6 protein-coding genes are annotated in these 15,188 nt (G+C 71.1%); 5 read left to right on the plus strand and 1 reads right to left on the minus strand.

The window, feature by feature from the left end; genetic code table 11:
* Window positions 1-585: 585 nt before the first annotated feature.
* From ACFYO8_RS17785 to ACFYO8_RS17800, 4 genes are read left to right on the plus strand one after another with little or no spacing between them, the layout of a single operon-like run.
* Window positions 586-4,413, plus strand: coding sequence for a phage resistance protein (locus ACFYO8_RS17785; protein WP_387257339.1), 3,828 nt, complete (start codon window positions 586-588; stop codon window positions 4,411-4,413).
* Window positions 4,410-7,154 carry a BREX-2 system phosphatase PglZ gene (gene pglZ, locus ACFYO8_RS17790; RefSeq protein WP_357707624.1) on the plus strand — a complete coding sequence of 915 codons (2,745 nt, stop codon included), beginning with the start codon at window positions 4,410-4,412 and terminating at the stop codon, window positions 7,152-7,154. The genes ACFYO8_RS17785 and pglZ overlap by 4 nt, the downstream gene beginning before the upstream one ends.
* Entirely contained in the window at window positions 7,151-8,452 is a 1,302-nt protein-coding gene (brxD, locus tag ACFYO8_RS17795; protein ID WP_357707626.1) for a BREX system ATP-binding protein BrxD, read from the plus strand. The genes pglZ and brxD overlap by 4 nt, the downstream gene beginning before the upstream one ends.
* Window positions 8,449-10,566: a DEAD/DEAH box helicase gene (locus ACFYO8_RS17800; protein ID WP_357707628.1), complete on the plus strand. Its 2,118-nt coding sequence runs from the start codon at window positions 8,449-8,451 to the stop codon at window positions 10,564-10,566. The genes brxD and ACFYO8_RS17800 overlap by 4 nt, the downstream gene beginning before the upstream one ends.
* 51 nt (window positions 10,567-10,617) lie before the next feature.
* Here ACFYO8_RS17800 and ilvD read toward each other — a convergent pair whose 3' ends face one another.
* Window positions 10,618-12,465, minus strand: coding sequence for a dihydroxy-acid dehydratase (gene ilvD / locus ACFYO8_RS17805; protein WP_357707630.1), 1,848 nt, complete (start codon window positions 12,463-12,465; stop codon window positions 10,618-10,620).
* Window positions 12,466-12,576: 111 nt separating this feature from the next.
* On the opposite strand from ilvD, the gene ACFYO8_RS17810 reads away from it, so the two are divergent.
* A complete protein-coding gene (locus ACFYO8_RS17810; RefSeq protein ID WP_387257341.1) occupies window positions 12,577-15,012 on the plus strand; it encodes a putative bifunctional diguanylate cyclase/phosphodiesterase in 2,436 nt (811 codons plus the stop codon).
* Window positions 15,013-15,188: the final 176 nt, after the last annotated feature.

The raw sequence follows: 15,188 nt of genomic DNA on the forward strand, positions 1-15,188 counted from the left end.
ACTGGTCCGCCGCCGAACTCGACCTACCCGCCCTGGCCGACTCCGGCTACGAAAGCACAGGCCACGGCATCAAGACCCCGGTCAAGCAGCCCACCAGCGCAGCAACGGCGCGTGGGTGCGTTCGCATTATCGAGAGCGCCCGGCCACGACGACGGAGACCAACGGGACCGGTGGCCTCGGGTTCGCCGTTGGCGGTTTGCTGCTGTTCGTGCTGCTCCTGGTGATCCTGACCTCGTGACCTGTCCGTTGCCGGATGCGGCTCACCGAGCCGCATCCGGCTGCGCGCTGCACCGCCACGACGGTGACGGTGCAGCGCCTGCTCGCCGAGGCCACCGACCTGACCGGGCTGTAGCGACGCGCGCGACTGTCCAGAATCCGACTCATGCTCATGTCCGTCGCCAGTCGCAGGTGCGGCAAGGGCTGCCCCTGATCTGCGGTTCCTCGGACGATCGGCCGACGCGGAGATCGGCGTTCCACGGCGGCTTCCGTCAGGCGGGCAGGATTCCGGCCAATCGGCGTGGTGGGCAGCAATCGGACCGATGGGTAGCGTGTCGGACACCCCTGGGGAGGCTGGAGGAACCACCGGTGACGCTGCTGCGCGACCTGATTAACATCCCGACGTCCGTCGGCGAGGGTGACTTCGTGGTGAAGGCGGCCGAGGGCGCCGACCTTCATCGGTACGTCGTCACCGACCAGCTTCGCGACAACTTCGCTACCGCGTTGCAGCGGATCGGCCACGCGGTCACGACCGGTCGCTCCCAGGCCATGTTCCTGCACGGCTCGTTCGGTTCCGGCAAGTCGCACTTCATGGCCGTGCTGCGGGAGATCCTGGCGCACAACCCCGACGCCCGGAAGATCAAAGGGCTCGAGGGCCCGGTGGTCGCGGCCGATTCCTGGCTCCCTGGACGGAAGTTCCTCGCCCTGACGCTGCACATGCTCGACGCGCGCTCGGTCGAGCAGGCGATCCTCGAGGGCTACCTACGCCAGATCACCGCCGCGCACCCGGACGCGCCGGTACCTGCCGTACACCGGTCGGATGCGTTGTTGGACAACGCAGCGGGCCTGCGGCGGACGCTGGGCGACGACAAGTTCTTCGCGGCGCTGCGCGGTGGTGCCGCCGCGCCGGGCGCGGGCGGCCTCGGCCTGGCCGCGATGCGGGCCCAGGCCGAGGGCTGGACCCCGCAGCGGTACGCGGAGGCGGCCGCGCAGCCACCCGGCACGAAGGACCGCGACGCGCTCGTCAGTGCGCTCACCCAGACGTTCTTCAGCGGCGCGGTACACAGCGCCGAATACCTCGACCTGGACACCGGCCTCGCGGTCATCACCCGGCATGCCAAGTCCCTCGGGTACGACGGGATCGTCCTCTTCCTCGACGAGTTGATCCTCTGGTTGTCCGGCCGCATCGCCGACTACACATTCGTCAACACCGAGGGAGCCAAGCTCAACAAGCTGGTCGAGTCCGCGGACGCGGCCCGGCCGCTGCCGCTGATCTCCTTCGTCGCCCGGCAGCGCAACCTGGAGGAGTTCCTTGGCCCGCAGGTCGGCGGCACCGAGCGGGAGGCGCTGGCGCACGTGATGCGCAGCGTCCAGGGTCGGCTCGGGGAGATCGTCCTCGCCGACACCAACCTGCCGGAGATCACCGAGAAGCGACTGCTGCACCCCAACGACGAGGCGGCGCGGGCGGTCATCGACAACGCGTTCGCCGCCGTCCGGCACAACCGCGAGGTGTGGGACATTCTGCTGCTCGGCGCACAGTACGGCGACGCGGGTATCGGGTCCGACGCCACCGCGTTCCGCCAGCTCTATCCGTTCTCGCCGGCTCTGGTGGCCACCCTGGTCGCGCTGTCGCAGGCGTTGCAGCGCGAGCGGACCGCGCTGAAGGTGATGACCGAGCTGCTGGTCGAGCGGCGTGACACGTTGAAGGTCAACGACCTGATCGGGGTCGCCGCGCTCTTCGACCCGCTGGTGCTGCACGGCGAGCTGCCGGACCGCCCGAAGCTACGGCAGCAGTTCGACGCCGCCCGCAACCTCTATCTGCGCAAGCTGCGCCCGTTGCTGCTCACCCTCAACGGCATCGACGAAGAACGGGCAGCAGCACACCCCCAGTTCCAGCTCGACGACAAGCTGGTCAAGACCATCCTGCTCGGCGCGCTGGTGCCCGAGGTGCCGGCGCTGCACAACCTGACCGCGGCCAAGCTGCACGCGCTCAACTTCGGTTCGATCGCCTCGCCGATTCCCGGCTACGAGAACACCATGGTGCTCACCCGGCTGCGAAAGATCTCGCAGGACGCCGGCGAGCTGCACCTCACCGACGAGCACGACCCGGTCGTGTCGCTCAAGCTGCACACCGTCGACTTCGACAAGCTGCTGGACCTGGTGCCGCACAACGAGACCTCGGCGGGCGTACGGCAGCAGTTGCTCCGCGAGCTGATCAGCGCGGAGATGGGGCTGACCGGCACCGAGGGGAGCCACGGTGAGTTGCAGCACCCCCGCGAGTGGCGGGGGCGGCGGCACGTCGTACAGGTCAAGTTCGGCAACGTCCGCAACCCGCTCACCATGCCGGTCGCCGCCCTGATCGCTCCTGGCGAGTCCTGGCGAATCGTCATCGACTATCCGTTCGATCCGCAGGATTTTCCCCGGAACGCGGACCGAGCTCGGATCGACGAGCTGCCCCGGGGTTCCAATACCGTGTTCTGGCTGCCGCTGTACCTGACCGACGACATGATGAGCCGGGTCGCCCAGCTCGCAAAAATCAACTATCTGCTCGGCGTGGGTGGCGCGGGGGAGCGGCTCAACACACTTGCCGCCGACTGGCCCCAGGCCGATCGGCAGCAGGGCCGGGTCTACCTGCTGCAGCGCCAGACCCAGCTCCGCGACGGCCTGATAACCGCGCTCAAGCAGGCGTACGGGGCCGCGAGTCCGCAGCCGTCCGACGTGCACTCCGACAGCGTCGGCGTGCTGCACACACTGGCCGAGGGACTGCGTGTCGGTGATCCGAGGGGCGGGACGCTCGCCGACGCGTTCCGCAACCTCACCGGCGAGCTGCTGGACTGGTCGTACCCGGGCACCCCCGCGCTGCCGGTCGACGAGAAGCCGCTCGCCCGGGCCGACCTGCTGAAGGTGTTCGAATACGCCAAGCGCGCTGCCGCCGATCCTACCCACGGCGTCTCCATCGACTCCCCGGCCGACCAGAAGACGCTGCGCCGAATCTGCAACCCGCTGCAGCTCGGTGAGGTGGTCGACCACCGCTACGTTCTCGACATCAGCACCTGCTTCTGGAGCCGGCACCTGCTGCAGGAGGCGGCCCGGCAGGACTACCGGGACCGCTGGCCGGTACACGCGTTGCGCAAGCTGCTCGACGTGCCTAAGGCCCGCGGCTTCGATCGGGAGCTGCAAAATCTGATCATCGCGGTCTTCGCGTTCGAGCAGCAGCTCAGCTGGTACGAAAACGGCGGCAAGATCAGCGTAGCGGCGGTCAACGGCGTGGAGGACCGCTTCGAGCTGCGCCACCCACCGATGCCGGACGACGAGACCTGGAAGGCGGCAGTGAGTTTCGGCCAGCCCTTCTTCGGCGAGGTTCTGCCTCGGTTCCGCAATCCGGCCAACCTGGGCGCTCTGGCGGGCACGATGCGCGAGGTCGCCACCCGGTATGCACGGCCCGCCGGTCAACTCGTGGAGAAGCTGGAGTCGAACGCGACGCGTCTCGGACTCGACCCGCTCGCCGAGTCCGGTCGGCTGGCCACGGCACGGCGGGTCGCGCAGCTACTCACCGAGGTCGCCCAGGAACCCGACGACGTGGTGCTCGTCGCCGTGGTCGCCGAGGGCGAGCGACGCCTCGGCGGTGTGGACGGCCATGCCGCGAGCCAGGTGTTCAAGCGAGCGCAGGAACTCACCCACGCGTTGACCGACGCGCAGTGGTCGGTGATCGACGCGATCAGCCGGCGGTCAGCGGCGCAGGACGACCCGCGCGCTCGAAGCATCATGGACCAGTTGCACGCCGCGGGGCGTGACGAGCAGCACGGTACGGATCTGGCCGAGGCGGTGCGGCGAGCGGTCGAAGCGTCGGTCGAGATGCTCGCGGCACAGCGACCGGTGACCCCGCCGCCGCCCTCGCCCCCGCCGCCGCCCTCGCCCCCGCCGCCGCCCCCCGCTCCGCCGGGGGCGGGCGTTGCACGAGGTAACCAGGATCCGGTCGTCGATTCAGGGCCTGACGTCGTCCAGCCGTTGATCCCCCGGCAGCGAGGGAACGGCAGCAACACGCCCGTCGAGCCGACACCGGCGGTCCCCGGGGAGACGACAGTCCACGACCTGGATGCGCTGGAGGAAGTTGTCCTCGGGATTCGAGCGGCGGTTTCCGCCGGACGTCCGGTTTCGATCGTCTGGCGGGTCGTCCTTCCGGAGCAGCAGGTATGAGCGTGCCACGGGCCACTGTTCGCCCGGCGGCGGTGCGCCGCAAGGTCGAGTCGTGGCTCGCCGAGCGGGACGACGCCGACGCCATCGTGCTGCTGGCCCGGCCGCACTGGACCGATGAGCCCGTGCTGACCGTGGGTGGCAGAACCGTGCGGGTGGTGCCCTGCCCGACGCCTCTGGCGGCGCGAGCTGCCCTGGCTGACCGGTCGGCGCAGGAGAAGCTCGTCCTGCTCACCGACCTCACCGACAGCGAGCTGGGTGACGGGCTGCTGGCGCACGTCAGCCTCCAGACCGGACGCAGTGTGGATCCCTGGGACCTGGTCAGCCAGGCGTTCGGTGGCCAGGTGCGACCGGACTCGACGCTGGTGCGCACCGGTCGCTGGGTTGCCGACGCGCTCACCGAACTGGCGCCGGCCGAGGGCTGGCCGCCACCGACGGGAACCATCCTGACGCGCGACCACGCGTTGAGGCACCTCGCCGGGACGGTACTCGGACTCGAACCCGACGGGCTGGACGCCGCGGGACTGCTGCACTGGAGCACCGACGCTGCGGCGCAGATGCGCCTCAGCGAACTGTCGGCCGAATGGATCGACGGGCTCGGCACGTTCCTGGTCGACGTTGCCGGTGCGGTCGCCGTACCGGTGCTGGCGGCCGTGCGCGCCGGGCAAGGGGTCGACGCCATCCCGCTGGGCCTGCTGGCCGGCGTGCTCTGGCCGCGTGACTCCGCGCAGGCGTCGGATGTCGAGCTCGCGGTGGCCCGGACCCGGCTGGAGCCGCGTTTCGCCGGCACTCGGCTCACCGAAACGCAGGCATGGGCCTTCACCGAAGCCGCCGAGGCGTGGATCTACCGGGCACTCGACGACGAGGCGGTCCGGCACGAGGCACACCGGATGCTGCGCCGAGCCGAGGATATCGCGGGGGAGATCGGCGTGTCCGGCCGGCTCGCCGCCTCCACCCTGCTCCCGGCCGGCTTCACCCAGCGCATGCGGGCCTTCGGCGCCGCGGTACGGCTGGCACTGCCGGTTGCCGGAGGCGCCGCGCCCGCCGGTGACCTGATCGAGCGGGCACAGGATCGGTTGGCAGAGGTGGAAGCCCACCGGTCGGCCGACCGGGCGCGGGTGGAGACCGCTCGGATGGCCGTCCGGCTTCTGCGCTGGTTGGCCACACCCGAGCAGGCGTCGCCCGCCACCATGCTCGACGCCGTGCACCGGCAGATCCGCGAGGACGGCTGGGTCGACCGAGCCCGGCTCGACATCTTCGACGGCGACGTCGACCAGCAGGTCGGTGAGGCGTACCGGATCCTGCACCAGGCGGTGCACGCCCGCAGGTCCCGTCACGACCGTGAGTTCGCCGAGCTGTTGCAGGACACCACCGGTGCGGAGCGTGACCCCGGCGCCCTGTTGCGCGTGGAAGACCTGCTGGACCGGGTGGTCCAGCCGATCCTGGACCACGGCCGGCGCGTCCTGCTGCTGCTTCTCGACGGCATGGGAGCGGCGGCGGGTATCGAGATCGCCGAGTCACTGGGGCGCAGCGGCGCCTGGACCGAACTCACCCCGCACGGGGGGCAGCGCACCGGTGCCCTCGCCGCACTGCCCACGGTCACCGCCGTCAACCGGTGCAGCCTGTTCACCGGCATGATCAGAGTCGGTGACCGCGGCGACGAGTTGAAGGGGTTCAGGGCCCGTTTCCCGGGCGCGGTGCTGCTGCACAAGGCCGACCTGCGGACGCCGGCCGGGCTGGCCGTCGACCATGAGGTAGCCGCCTCGATCGAGGATCCGACTGTCCCGCTTGTCGCCGCCGTCATCAACACCATCGACGACGCGCTCGACCGCAGCGACCCGGGTACCGTCGAGTGGAGCGCTGACACGGTCAAAGGGCTGCGCGACCTGCTTGCTGTCGCCCAGGACCGGATCGTGGTGCTGGTCTCCGACCACGGGCACGTCGTCGACCGCGGCTCCGAGGCCGTGCTGTGCCGGTCGGAGAGCAGCGAGAACCGATGGCGTCCCCCCACCGGCGAGCCTGCCGACGGTGAGCTGCGCTTCCGGGGCAGCCGGGTGGCGCTCGGGGGCGGCGACCTGATCCTGCCCTGGCGGGAGGAACTGCGGTACGGCCCGCGCAAGGCCGGCTACCACGGGGGCGCGAGCCCGGCCGAGACGGTCATCCCGCTGCTGCTCTTCGCCTCCGGTGACGACGCGGCCGTCCCCGGATGGTCGGGAGCGCCGGTCGCCAGCCCGGACTGGTGGCGGGAACCGGTTCGGCAGACCGCACCCGAGGACCAGCCCGCACTGCCCGTCCCTCGCACGGCGGCGGCCCGTCCGACCCGCCGTCCCCGAGCGGCCGTCCAGGACGAGAGCCTGTTCGACGTGCCGCCCCAGGCACCGGTGGCAGCGGTCCCGTCCCCGCCCGCCGGTCCGCCGGCCCCGATCGACCCATCGTCCGCGCTCGTGGAGGCGCTGCTCGCCAGCCAGGTCTACGCCGACCGGCGGGGAAGTCGGGCACCCATCCCCGACGAGCGGGTGGCCGCGATGGTCACCGCCCTCCTCGCCGGCAACGGCCGGGCCACCCTGGAGACGCTGGCCACCCGGGCGGGCGTGCCGGTACACCGCATGTCCGCCACCTTCACCGCGCTCCGGCGGCTGTTGCAGGTCGAGGGTTACCCGGTCCTCAGCCTCGACCCGGACGGTCGAACGGCGAAGTTGGACATCCCCCTGATGATCGAGCAGTTTGTGCTGGGGCCCTCATGACGGTCGAGGTCAGCGCCCGCCGCCGACGGGACATCATCGACGCGTTGCGCCGGGGCGTCGTGCCCGCCAATGGTCTGGACGCGCTCGCGGTCGGCCTCGACCGGTTCACGGCAGCCCTCGACGAGGACCTGGACCGGGTGGCCGGTGCGGGCAGCGTGTTCAAGGCGGTCCGAGGTGAGTACGGGGCCGGAAAGACCTTCTTCACCCGGTGGCTCGGCGAACGGGCGAAACGGCGCGGCTTCGCGGTGGCCGAAGTGCAGATCTCCGAACTCGAGACGCCGCTGCACCGGATGGAGACGGTCTACCGGCGACTCGTCGAGCAGTTGTCCACCGAACAGTTCCCACCGAGCGCGCTGCGGCCCGTACTCGACAACTGGATCTTCGCCTTGGAGGAAGATGTCTTAGCTGCCGGCACGGCTACCGAGGCGGACGCCGAAGCGCTCGACCGCGCGGTGGGTGCGCTGCTCGAAAGCCGCTTGGCGGACATCTCGCGGAGCACCCCCGCGTTCGCGGCGGCACTGCGCGGCTACCGTACCGCGCTCGCGGACGGCGACGATGTCACTGCGGGTGGTCTCGCCGCCTGGTTGGGCGGGCAGCCGCACGTCGCTGCGGCCACCCGGCGAGTCGCTGGGGTGAAGGGCGACCTTGACCACTTCGGTGCGCTCAACTTCCTACGTGGCCTGCTGGCCGTGCTGCGCGACAGTGGCCACCCTGGTCTGCTTCTGGTACTCGATGAGGTCGAAACGCTGCAGCGGGTTCGCGCGGATGCACGGGACAAGGCACTCAACGCCTTGCGGCAACTCGTCGACGACATCTACGCTGGCCGCTTCCCCGGACTCTTCCTGATGATCACCGGCACACCGGCGTTTTTTGACGGCCCGCAGGGCGTCCAGCGGCTCGCCCCGCTCGCTCAACGACTCGCCACCGACTTCGGCCCGGAACCCCGCTGGGACAATCCCCGCGCCACCCAACTCCGACTCCCCGGCTTCACCGAGGAGTCTCTGGTTCAACTCGGCGTCCGGGTCCGGGATATCTACGGTGAGGCACGGGTGTTCGCGCTCGTCGATGACGGCTACCTCGGTGAACTCGCCCGCGCGGTAGCCGGACGGCTGGGCGGCCAGGTCGGGGTGGCGCCCCGGGTCTATCTCAAGAAGCTCGTCGCGGATGTCCTGGACCGCGTCGACCAGTTCCCCGACTGGGACCCGCGCCAGCACTACGGACTGACCCTGCGGCCCGATGAGCTGACCGACGTCGAGCGGAACGCGGTCGCGGCCGACGACGTCGAGCTGTCGATGTGAGCGAGGGCATCCCGCTGGACCCGGTGCTGTTGCACCACGTGGTCAACAGCCTCGGCTGGCCGGATCTACGTCCGCTGCAGCGTGCCGCCCTCGCGCCGGTGGCGCGCGGCGACGACGCGCTGCTGCTCGCCGCGACGGCCGGGGGCAAGACCGAAGCTGCGATCTTCCCGCTGCTCACCCGCATGGCGGGTGAGCATTGGAGCGGCACCTCGCTGCTCTACCTGTGCCCACTGAAAGCGCTGCTCAACAACCTGCATCCGCGGCTGGAACGGTACGCCGGTTGGCTAGGGCGCACGGTCGCACTCTGGCACGGTGATGTGAGCGCGACGGCTCGTCGCCGAGCATTGTGGCAACACCCTGACATTCTGCTGACCACACCCGAATCGATCGAGTCCATGCTGGTGAGTGCAAAGGTCGACCACCGGTTCTTCCTCGCCGGTGTGCGCGCCGTAGTGGTGGATGAGGTGCATGCCTTCGCTGGCGACGACCGCGGCTGGCACCTGCTGGCGCTGCTCGAAAGACTGGTGCGGGTGACCGGCCGACCCCTGCAGCGGGTCGGACTCTCCGCCACCGTGGGCAACCCAGAACAGCTTCTCACCTGGCTGCAGGGGTCGGGAGCGGGCAGCCGTCCGGGCACCGTCGTCGCCCCCGACCAGGTCACCGACGTTCGTCCCGTTGGTGGGCCTCCGCCAGGTGAGGTCGAACTCGACTACGTGGGATCGCTGGCCAACGCGGCCGTTGTCATCGCTGCCCTGCACCGGGGGGAGAAGCGGCTGGTCTTCTGCGAGTCCCGGCGAACGGTCGAGGAACTGGCACAGCTGCTCCGCGAACGCGGCGTCACCACCTTCCTCTCCCACGCCTCGCTCTCACTCGACGAACGGCGCCGGACAGAGCACGCATTCGCCGAGGCCCGGGATTGTGTCATCGTGTCCACCAGCACGCTGGAACTCGGTATCGACGTGGGTGACCTGGATCGGGTGATCCAGATCGACTCCCCGACGACCGTGGCTTCATTCCTGCAGCGGCTCGGTCGCAGTGGGCGCAGACCGGGCAATTCGCGCAACTGCCTCTTCCTCTGCCGCAGCGCGACGGAGCTGACCAGGGCCGCCGCTCTGCTGTCGCTGTGGGGCGAAGGCTGGGTGGAGCCGGTCCTCCCTCCGCCCGAACCTCGCCACATCGTCGCCCAGCAGATGCTCGCGCTCTGTTTGCAGGAAGGCCGCGTCGGAGACCGGCTCTGGACGCAGGCGTGGAACGGTTTGCCCCCGTTCGACCGGAGCGCCGAGCCGGTCGTGCGCCATCTGACGGACCAGGGTTACCTCGACAGCGACGGCGGGCTGCTGTTCATCGGCCTGCAGGCAGAACAGCGGTTCGGCCGGCGGCACTTCATGGAGCTGACCGCTGTGTTCACGGGTCCGCCGGAGTTCACCGTCCTGCACGGGCGGCAGGAACTGGGGCGGATCGACCCGAGCCTGCTCACCGAGGAGGTGCGGGGAGACCGCCGACTGCTGCTGGGCGGCCGGAGTTGGCGGGTCAACTACGTCGACTGGCGACGGCGGCGCTGCTTCGTGGAACTCGCGGACGGCGGCGGCCGGGCCCGGTGGACCTCGCAGGGCTGGCTCGGGGCGAGCTTTCCGTTGACTCAAGCCATGCGGCAGGTACTGCTCGGGAAGGACCCGCCGGTGCGGTTGACCACGCGGGCGGCGAACCGGCTCGCGGCGATCCGTGAGGAGCGTTCGTCCCAGGTTCACCTGGGCGGCACCTGTGTCGTGCGTTCCCGCGGCGAGCTTCACTGGTGGACCTGGGCGGGTCTACGGGGCAACGCTACTCTGGCCGCCACGCTCAGTGCGGTGGTTGACCCCTCGCAGCGCTTCGACGACTGTGCCATTCGCCTCCGCCGGGATGTGACAAGGGACCAGTGGCGAGCCCTGGTGACCGACGCCGGTCAACGGTTGTGCCTTCCCGACATCGACCGGCGGGCTGTCGCCGGCCTCAAATTCGGCGCAGCCCTACCCGAGCGGCTCGCCGTCGCGACCGTGGCGGCACGCCTCGCCGACCTGGATGCGGCAGTAGCCGTACTGGCGGAACCGGTTCGCTTCACAGACGTCGGGTCTTAGGCAGGGCCCCCCTCCTCTACCGGAGGCGTTAAGAGGGGGCCCTGCCTTACGTCACTCGGGGACGCGGCGGTAGGCGCCGTCGCTGGCCGAGGTCGCCATCGACGCGTACGCGCGCAGCGCCGCCGACACCGGACGCTGCCGGTCGACAGGGGTGTACGGGCGGTCCCGCTTCTCCTCGGCCACCCGGCGCGTCTCCAGTTCGTCGGCGGGCACGTTCAGCTCGATCGACCGGCCCGGGATGTCGATGACGATCTCGTCGCCGTCGCGGACCAGCGCGATCAGCCCGCCGGAGGCCGCCTCGGGAGACACGTGCCCGATGGACAGGCCGGAGGTGCCGCCGGAGAACCGGCCGTCGGTGAGCAGCGCGCAGGAGCGGCCCAGCCCACGGCCCTTGAGGAACGAGGTGGGGTAGAGCATCTCCTGCATGCCGGGGCCGCCCTTCGGGCCCTCGTACCGGATCACCACCACGTCCCCGGCGACGATCTCCTTGGCGAGGATCGCGGTCACCGCGTCGTCCTGCGACTCGTAGACCTTGGCCGGGCCGCGGAACGTCAGGCACTCCTCGGGCACACCGGCGGTCTTCACCACGCAGCCGGCCGGCGCGAGGTTGCCGTGCAGGATGGCCAGCCCGCCGTCCGCGCTGTACGCGTGCTCGCGGTCCCTGATGCAGCCGCCGGCCGCGTCGGTGTCCAGCGACGACCAGCGGTTGGCGGTGGAGAACGGCTCGGTGGTGCGCACGCCGCCCGGGGCGGCGTGGAACAGCTCGATCGCCTCCGGCCGGGCCGAGCCGCCGCGCACGTCCCAGTCGGCCAGCCACTTGTCGAGGCCGGGGGAGTGCACCGCCCGCACGTCACGGTGCAGCAGCCCGGCGCGGTCCAGCTCGCCGAGGATGGCCGGGATGCCGCCGGCCCGGTGCACGTCCTCCATGTGGTAGTTCGGCGAGTTCGGGGCGACCTTGGCCAGGCACGGCACCCGGCGGGAGATCTCGTCGATGTCGCCCACGCCGAAGTCCAGCTCCGCCTCGCGGGCGGCGGCGAGCAGGTGCAGCACGGTGTTCGTCGAGCCGCCCATGGCCACGTCGAGGGCGATCGCGTTCTCGAACGCCTCCCGGCCGGCGATCGAGCGCGGCAGCACCGAGGCGTCGTCCTGCTCGTACCACTGCTTGGCGATCTCGACGACGGTGCGCCCGGCCTCGACGAACAGCGACCGGCGCGCGGCGTGGGTGGCGAGCGTCGAGCCGTTGCCGGGCAGCGCCAGGCCGATGGCCTCGGTGAGGCAGTTCATCGAGTTGGCGGTGAACATGCCGGAGCAGGAGCCGCAGGTCGGGCACGCGGACCGCTCGATCTCGCCGAGCTGGTCGTCGGTGACCGCCTCGTTCGAGGAGGCGATCATGGCGTCGATCAGGTCGATCTTGGAGTGCACGACGCCCTCGATCGCCACCGTCTTGCCGGCCTCCATCGGGCCCCCGGAGACGAAGACGGTCGGGATGTTGAGCCGCAGCGCGGCCAGCAGCATCCCGGGGGTGATCTTGTCGCAGTTGGAGATGCAGACCAGGGCGTCCGCGCAGTGCGCGTTGACCATGTACTCCACCGCGTCGGCGATCAGCTCCCGGCTGGGCAGCGAGTAGAGCATGCCGCCGTGGCCCATGGCGATGCCGTCGTCCACGGCGATCGTGTTGAACTCCCGGCCGACGCCGCCGGCCTCGGCCACCGCGTCGGCGACCAGGCCGCCGAGGTCCTTGAGGTGGACGTGGCCGGGCACGAACTGGGTGAAACTGTTCGCGATGGCGACGATCGGCTTGCCGAAGTCGTCGTCGGTCATCCCGGTGGCCCGCCACAGGGCCCGGGCGCCGGCCATCGTCCGACCGTGGGTGGAGGTCCTCGACCGCAGCTCAGGCATGAGAACCAGTCTGACACCATCCGCGCGGCGATCCGGCGGCGCGCACCCCCGTGTCCCAACAGTTGCACACCCGGTGCCCCACGGGAGGCGCTCATCCGGCAGAGTTGACGCGTGCAGTCGTCCCCGGGGATGGTCACCGTCGCGGCGCTGAGCGGGGTCGCCGCGGCCGCCGCCACGGTGCTGCTCGCCGTGTCCGCGCGGCGCCGCACCGGCCCCCGCGGGCCGGCCCACCTGCTGCTGGCGCTCGCCGCCGGGGCGGCCCTGCTCAGCCTGCTGATCGGCCTCGGCGGTTTGCTGGCCGCCGGGGACCACTGGGCGCACCGGCAGGGCCAGCGGACCGTGTGGGCGGTCCTCGTCGCCGTCGGCACGACGCTCGCCGCGCTCGGTCTCGGCGCCGCCGTGCTGCGGCTGCCCGGCGCCGCCGCGACCCGGGCCGCCACCGCCCGGCTGCTGCTCGACGGCCTGATCATGGGCTGCGCGCTCTGGTTCGTCGGCTGGGTGGCGGTCAGCGAACCGACCCGGCTGCTCGGTGACGCGACTCCGGTCGCCTGCCTGCCGATCGTGCTGGCGACGGTGAGCGCGGCGCTCACCATCGGGCTCACGGTGATCGTCGTGCTGCGGGTCGCGCCGCCGCGCGGGTGGCTGACGCTGCTCGCCGCCGCGGCGACAGCGGTGGCGGCCGGCGGGCTGGCCGTGGCCGCCGGGCTCTGCCAGGCCGGCCCGGGCATGGTGCTCACCGGCGCCGTGCTGACCGCCGCCGGCCTGCTGGCCACCGCCGTCGCCGGGCGCCGCGCCGACCTGACGCAGCTCGACGTCGGCTTCATCCGCCGCGACGGCGAGTACGCCTTCGTGCCGATGTTCGCCTTGGCCGCCTCCGCGATGTACCACCTGGTGCAGGGCGGCGGATTCGACGGGTACGCCATCGTGGCCGGCACCGTCGAGGGGTTCGCCCTGGTGACCCGGCAGTACCTGGCCCTGAACGACGTACGCGGCTACGCCGTCCGGCTGGCCGAGCGGGAGGCGCACTTCCGCGAGCTGGCGCACACCGACCCGCTCACCGGGCTGGCGAACCGGCGCGGGCTGCTGCGTGCTCTGCACCGCTGCGCCGAGTCGGGCCGCCCGTGCGTGCTGCTCGGGCTCGACCTCGACGGCTTCAAGAACGTCAACGACATGTACGGGCACGATGTGGGCGACGCGGTGCTGGTCGAGGTGGGGCGGCGGCTGCGGGGCAACCTGCGCCCGGGTGACCTGGCCGCCCGGCTCGGTGGTGACGAGTTCGCGGTGCTGATGCCCGGGCCGGTCGATCCGGGCCCGGTCGCCGACCGCCTGCTCGGGGTGCTCGGCCGCCCTTACGAGCAGGGGGACGGGCCGGTCTTCCTGTCGGTGAGCATCGGGGTGGCCGCCGGCCAGGGGGAGCAGGACGTCGAGCTGCTGCTGCGCAACGCCGACCTGGCGCTGCGCTACGCCAAGCAGCGGGGCAAGAACCGGATCGAGCGCTACGACGCCACGTACGACCAGTTGCTGAGCCGGCGCACCCGGATGGAGCACGAGCTGCGCGGCGCGATCGAGCGCGACGAGCTGCGGCTGGTCTTCCAGCCGGTGGCCTCGCTGCCGTCGGTGCGACCGGTCGGCGCGGAGGCGCTGCTGCGCTGGCGGCACCCGGAGCTGGGCAACGTGCGGCCGGACGAGTTCATCCCGCTGGCCGAGGAGTGCGGGATGATCGCCAAGCTCGGCGCGTGGGTGCTGCACCAGGCCTGCTACCAGCTCTCCCGCTGGCTGGCCGACGGGCACGACGTCTGGGTGTCGGTGAACGTCTCACCGCGCGAGCTGCACGCTCCGGAGTACGTGGTCCAGGTCGCCGAAGCGCTGCGTGCGCACCACGTACCGCCGCAACGGCTGGTGCTGGAGGTGACCGAGCACGCGGTGGCCACCGATCTGGACGAGCTGATCCGGCGGCTCACCGCGCTGCGGCTGACCGGCGTCCGGATCGCGCTGGACGACTTCGGCGCCGGTTACTCGTCGCTCGGGCAGCTCCGGCGGCTGCCGATCGACATCCTCAAGATCGATCACAGTCTGGTCGCCGAGCACGAGCCGGTCCGGCCGGTCGGGCGGGACGGCCCGGCGTTCGCCCCGATGGTCGACATCGTCATGCGCCTGGGTCACCAGCTCGGGCTGGAGGTGATCGCCGAGGGCGTCACCAACCCTGCCGAGCTGGCCGCGGTGGTGGCCGCCGGCTGCCGGTTCGGCCAGGGCGCGTTGTTCGGCTGGGGCGTACCGGCCGAGCACCTGGAGGCGATGCTGGAGGCGGCGACAGCGCCCGGCAACCGGCACACGGCGATGCCGCCGGCGCCGCCCGCCCCACCGGCGCGCACCCCGTCTCCGCTGCTGCCCCGGCTGCGCGACAACCCGCCCGCCCCGCGTCCCTCGATGGAAGGATCTTCGCAGGTGGCGCCGGGTGCGGAGAGGGTGCCGACGGTCGACACGCCCACGTCCGTGAACCAAAATGTGGGATCAGTTGACTCATCGCGTGAGATGCGTCAGGCTTAGCCGCATGTCGTCGAACCGGTCGCCGCGAGTACTTACCTGAGCGCACTCTCCCACCGAGAGTGCGCTGGCCCCGTGCATCCTGCACGAGGGCTTTTTTGTTGCCGTCGGACCACCGCGGGACCTCCGCGTCCCATCCTGAGAAGCGCGTCACCCACTGACTTCCGAAGGCTTGAACC

Source organism: Micromonospora sp. NPDC005257 (assembly GCF_042872445.1).
Taxonomy (GTDB): domain Bacteria; phylum Actinomycetota; class Actinomycetes; order Mycobacteriales; family Micromonosporaceae; genus Micromonospora.

Coding starts and splice junctions, on each gene's coding strand:
- pglZ (WP_357707624.1), top strand. CDS start 4,410: ATGAGCGTGCCACGGGCCACTGTTCGCCCGGCGGCGGTGCGCCGCAAG.
- brxD (WP_357707626.1), top strand. CDS start 7,151: ATGACGGTCGAGGTCAGCGCCCGCCGCCGACGGGACATCATCGACGCG.
- ilvD (WP_357707630.1), bottom strand. CDS start 12,465: ATGCCTGAGCTGCGGTCGAGGACCTCCACCCACGGTCGGACGATGGCC.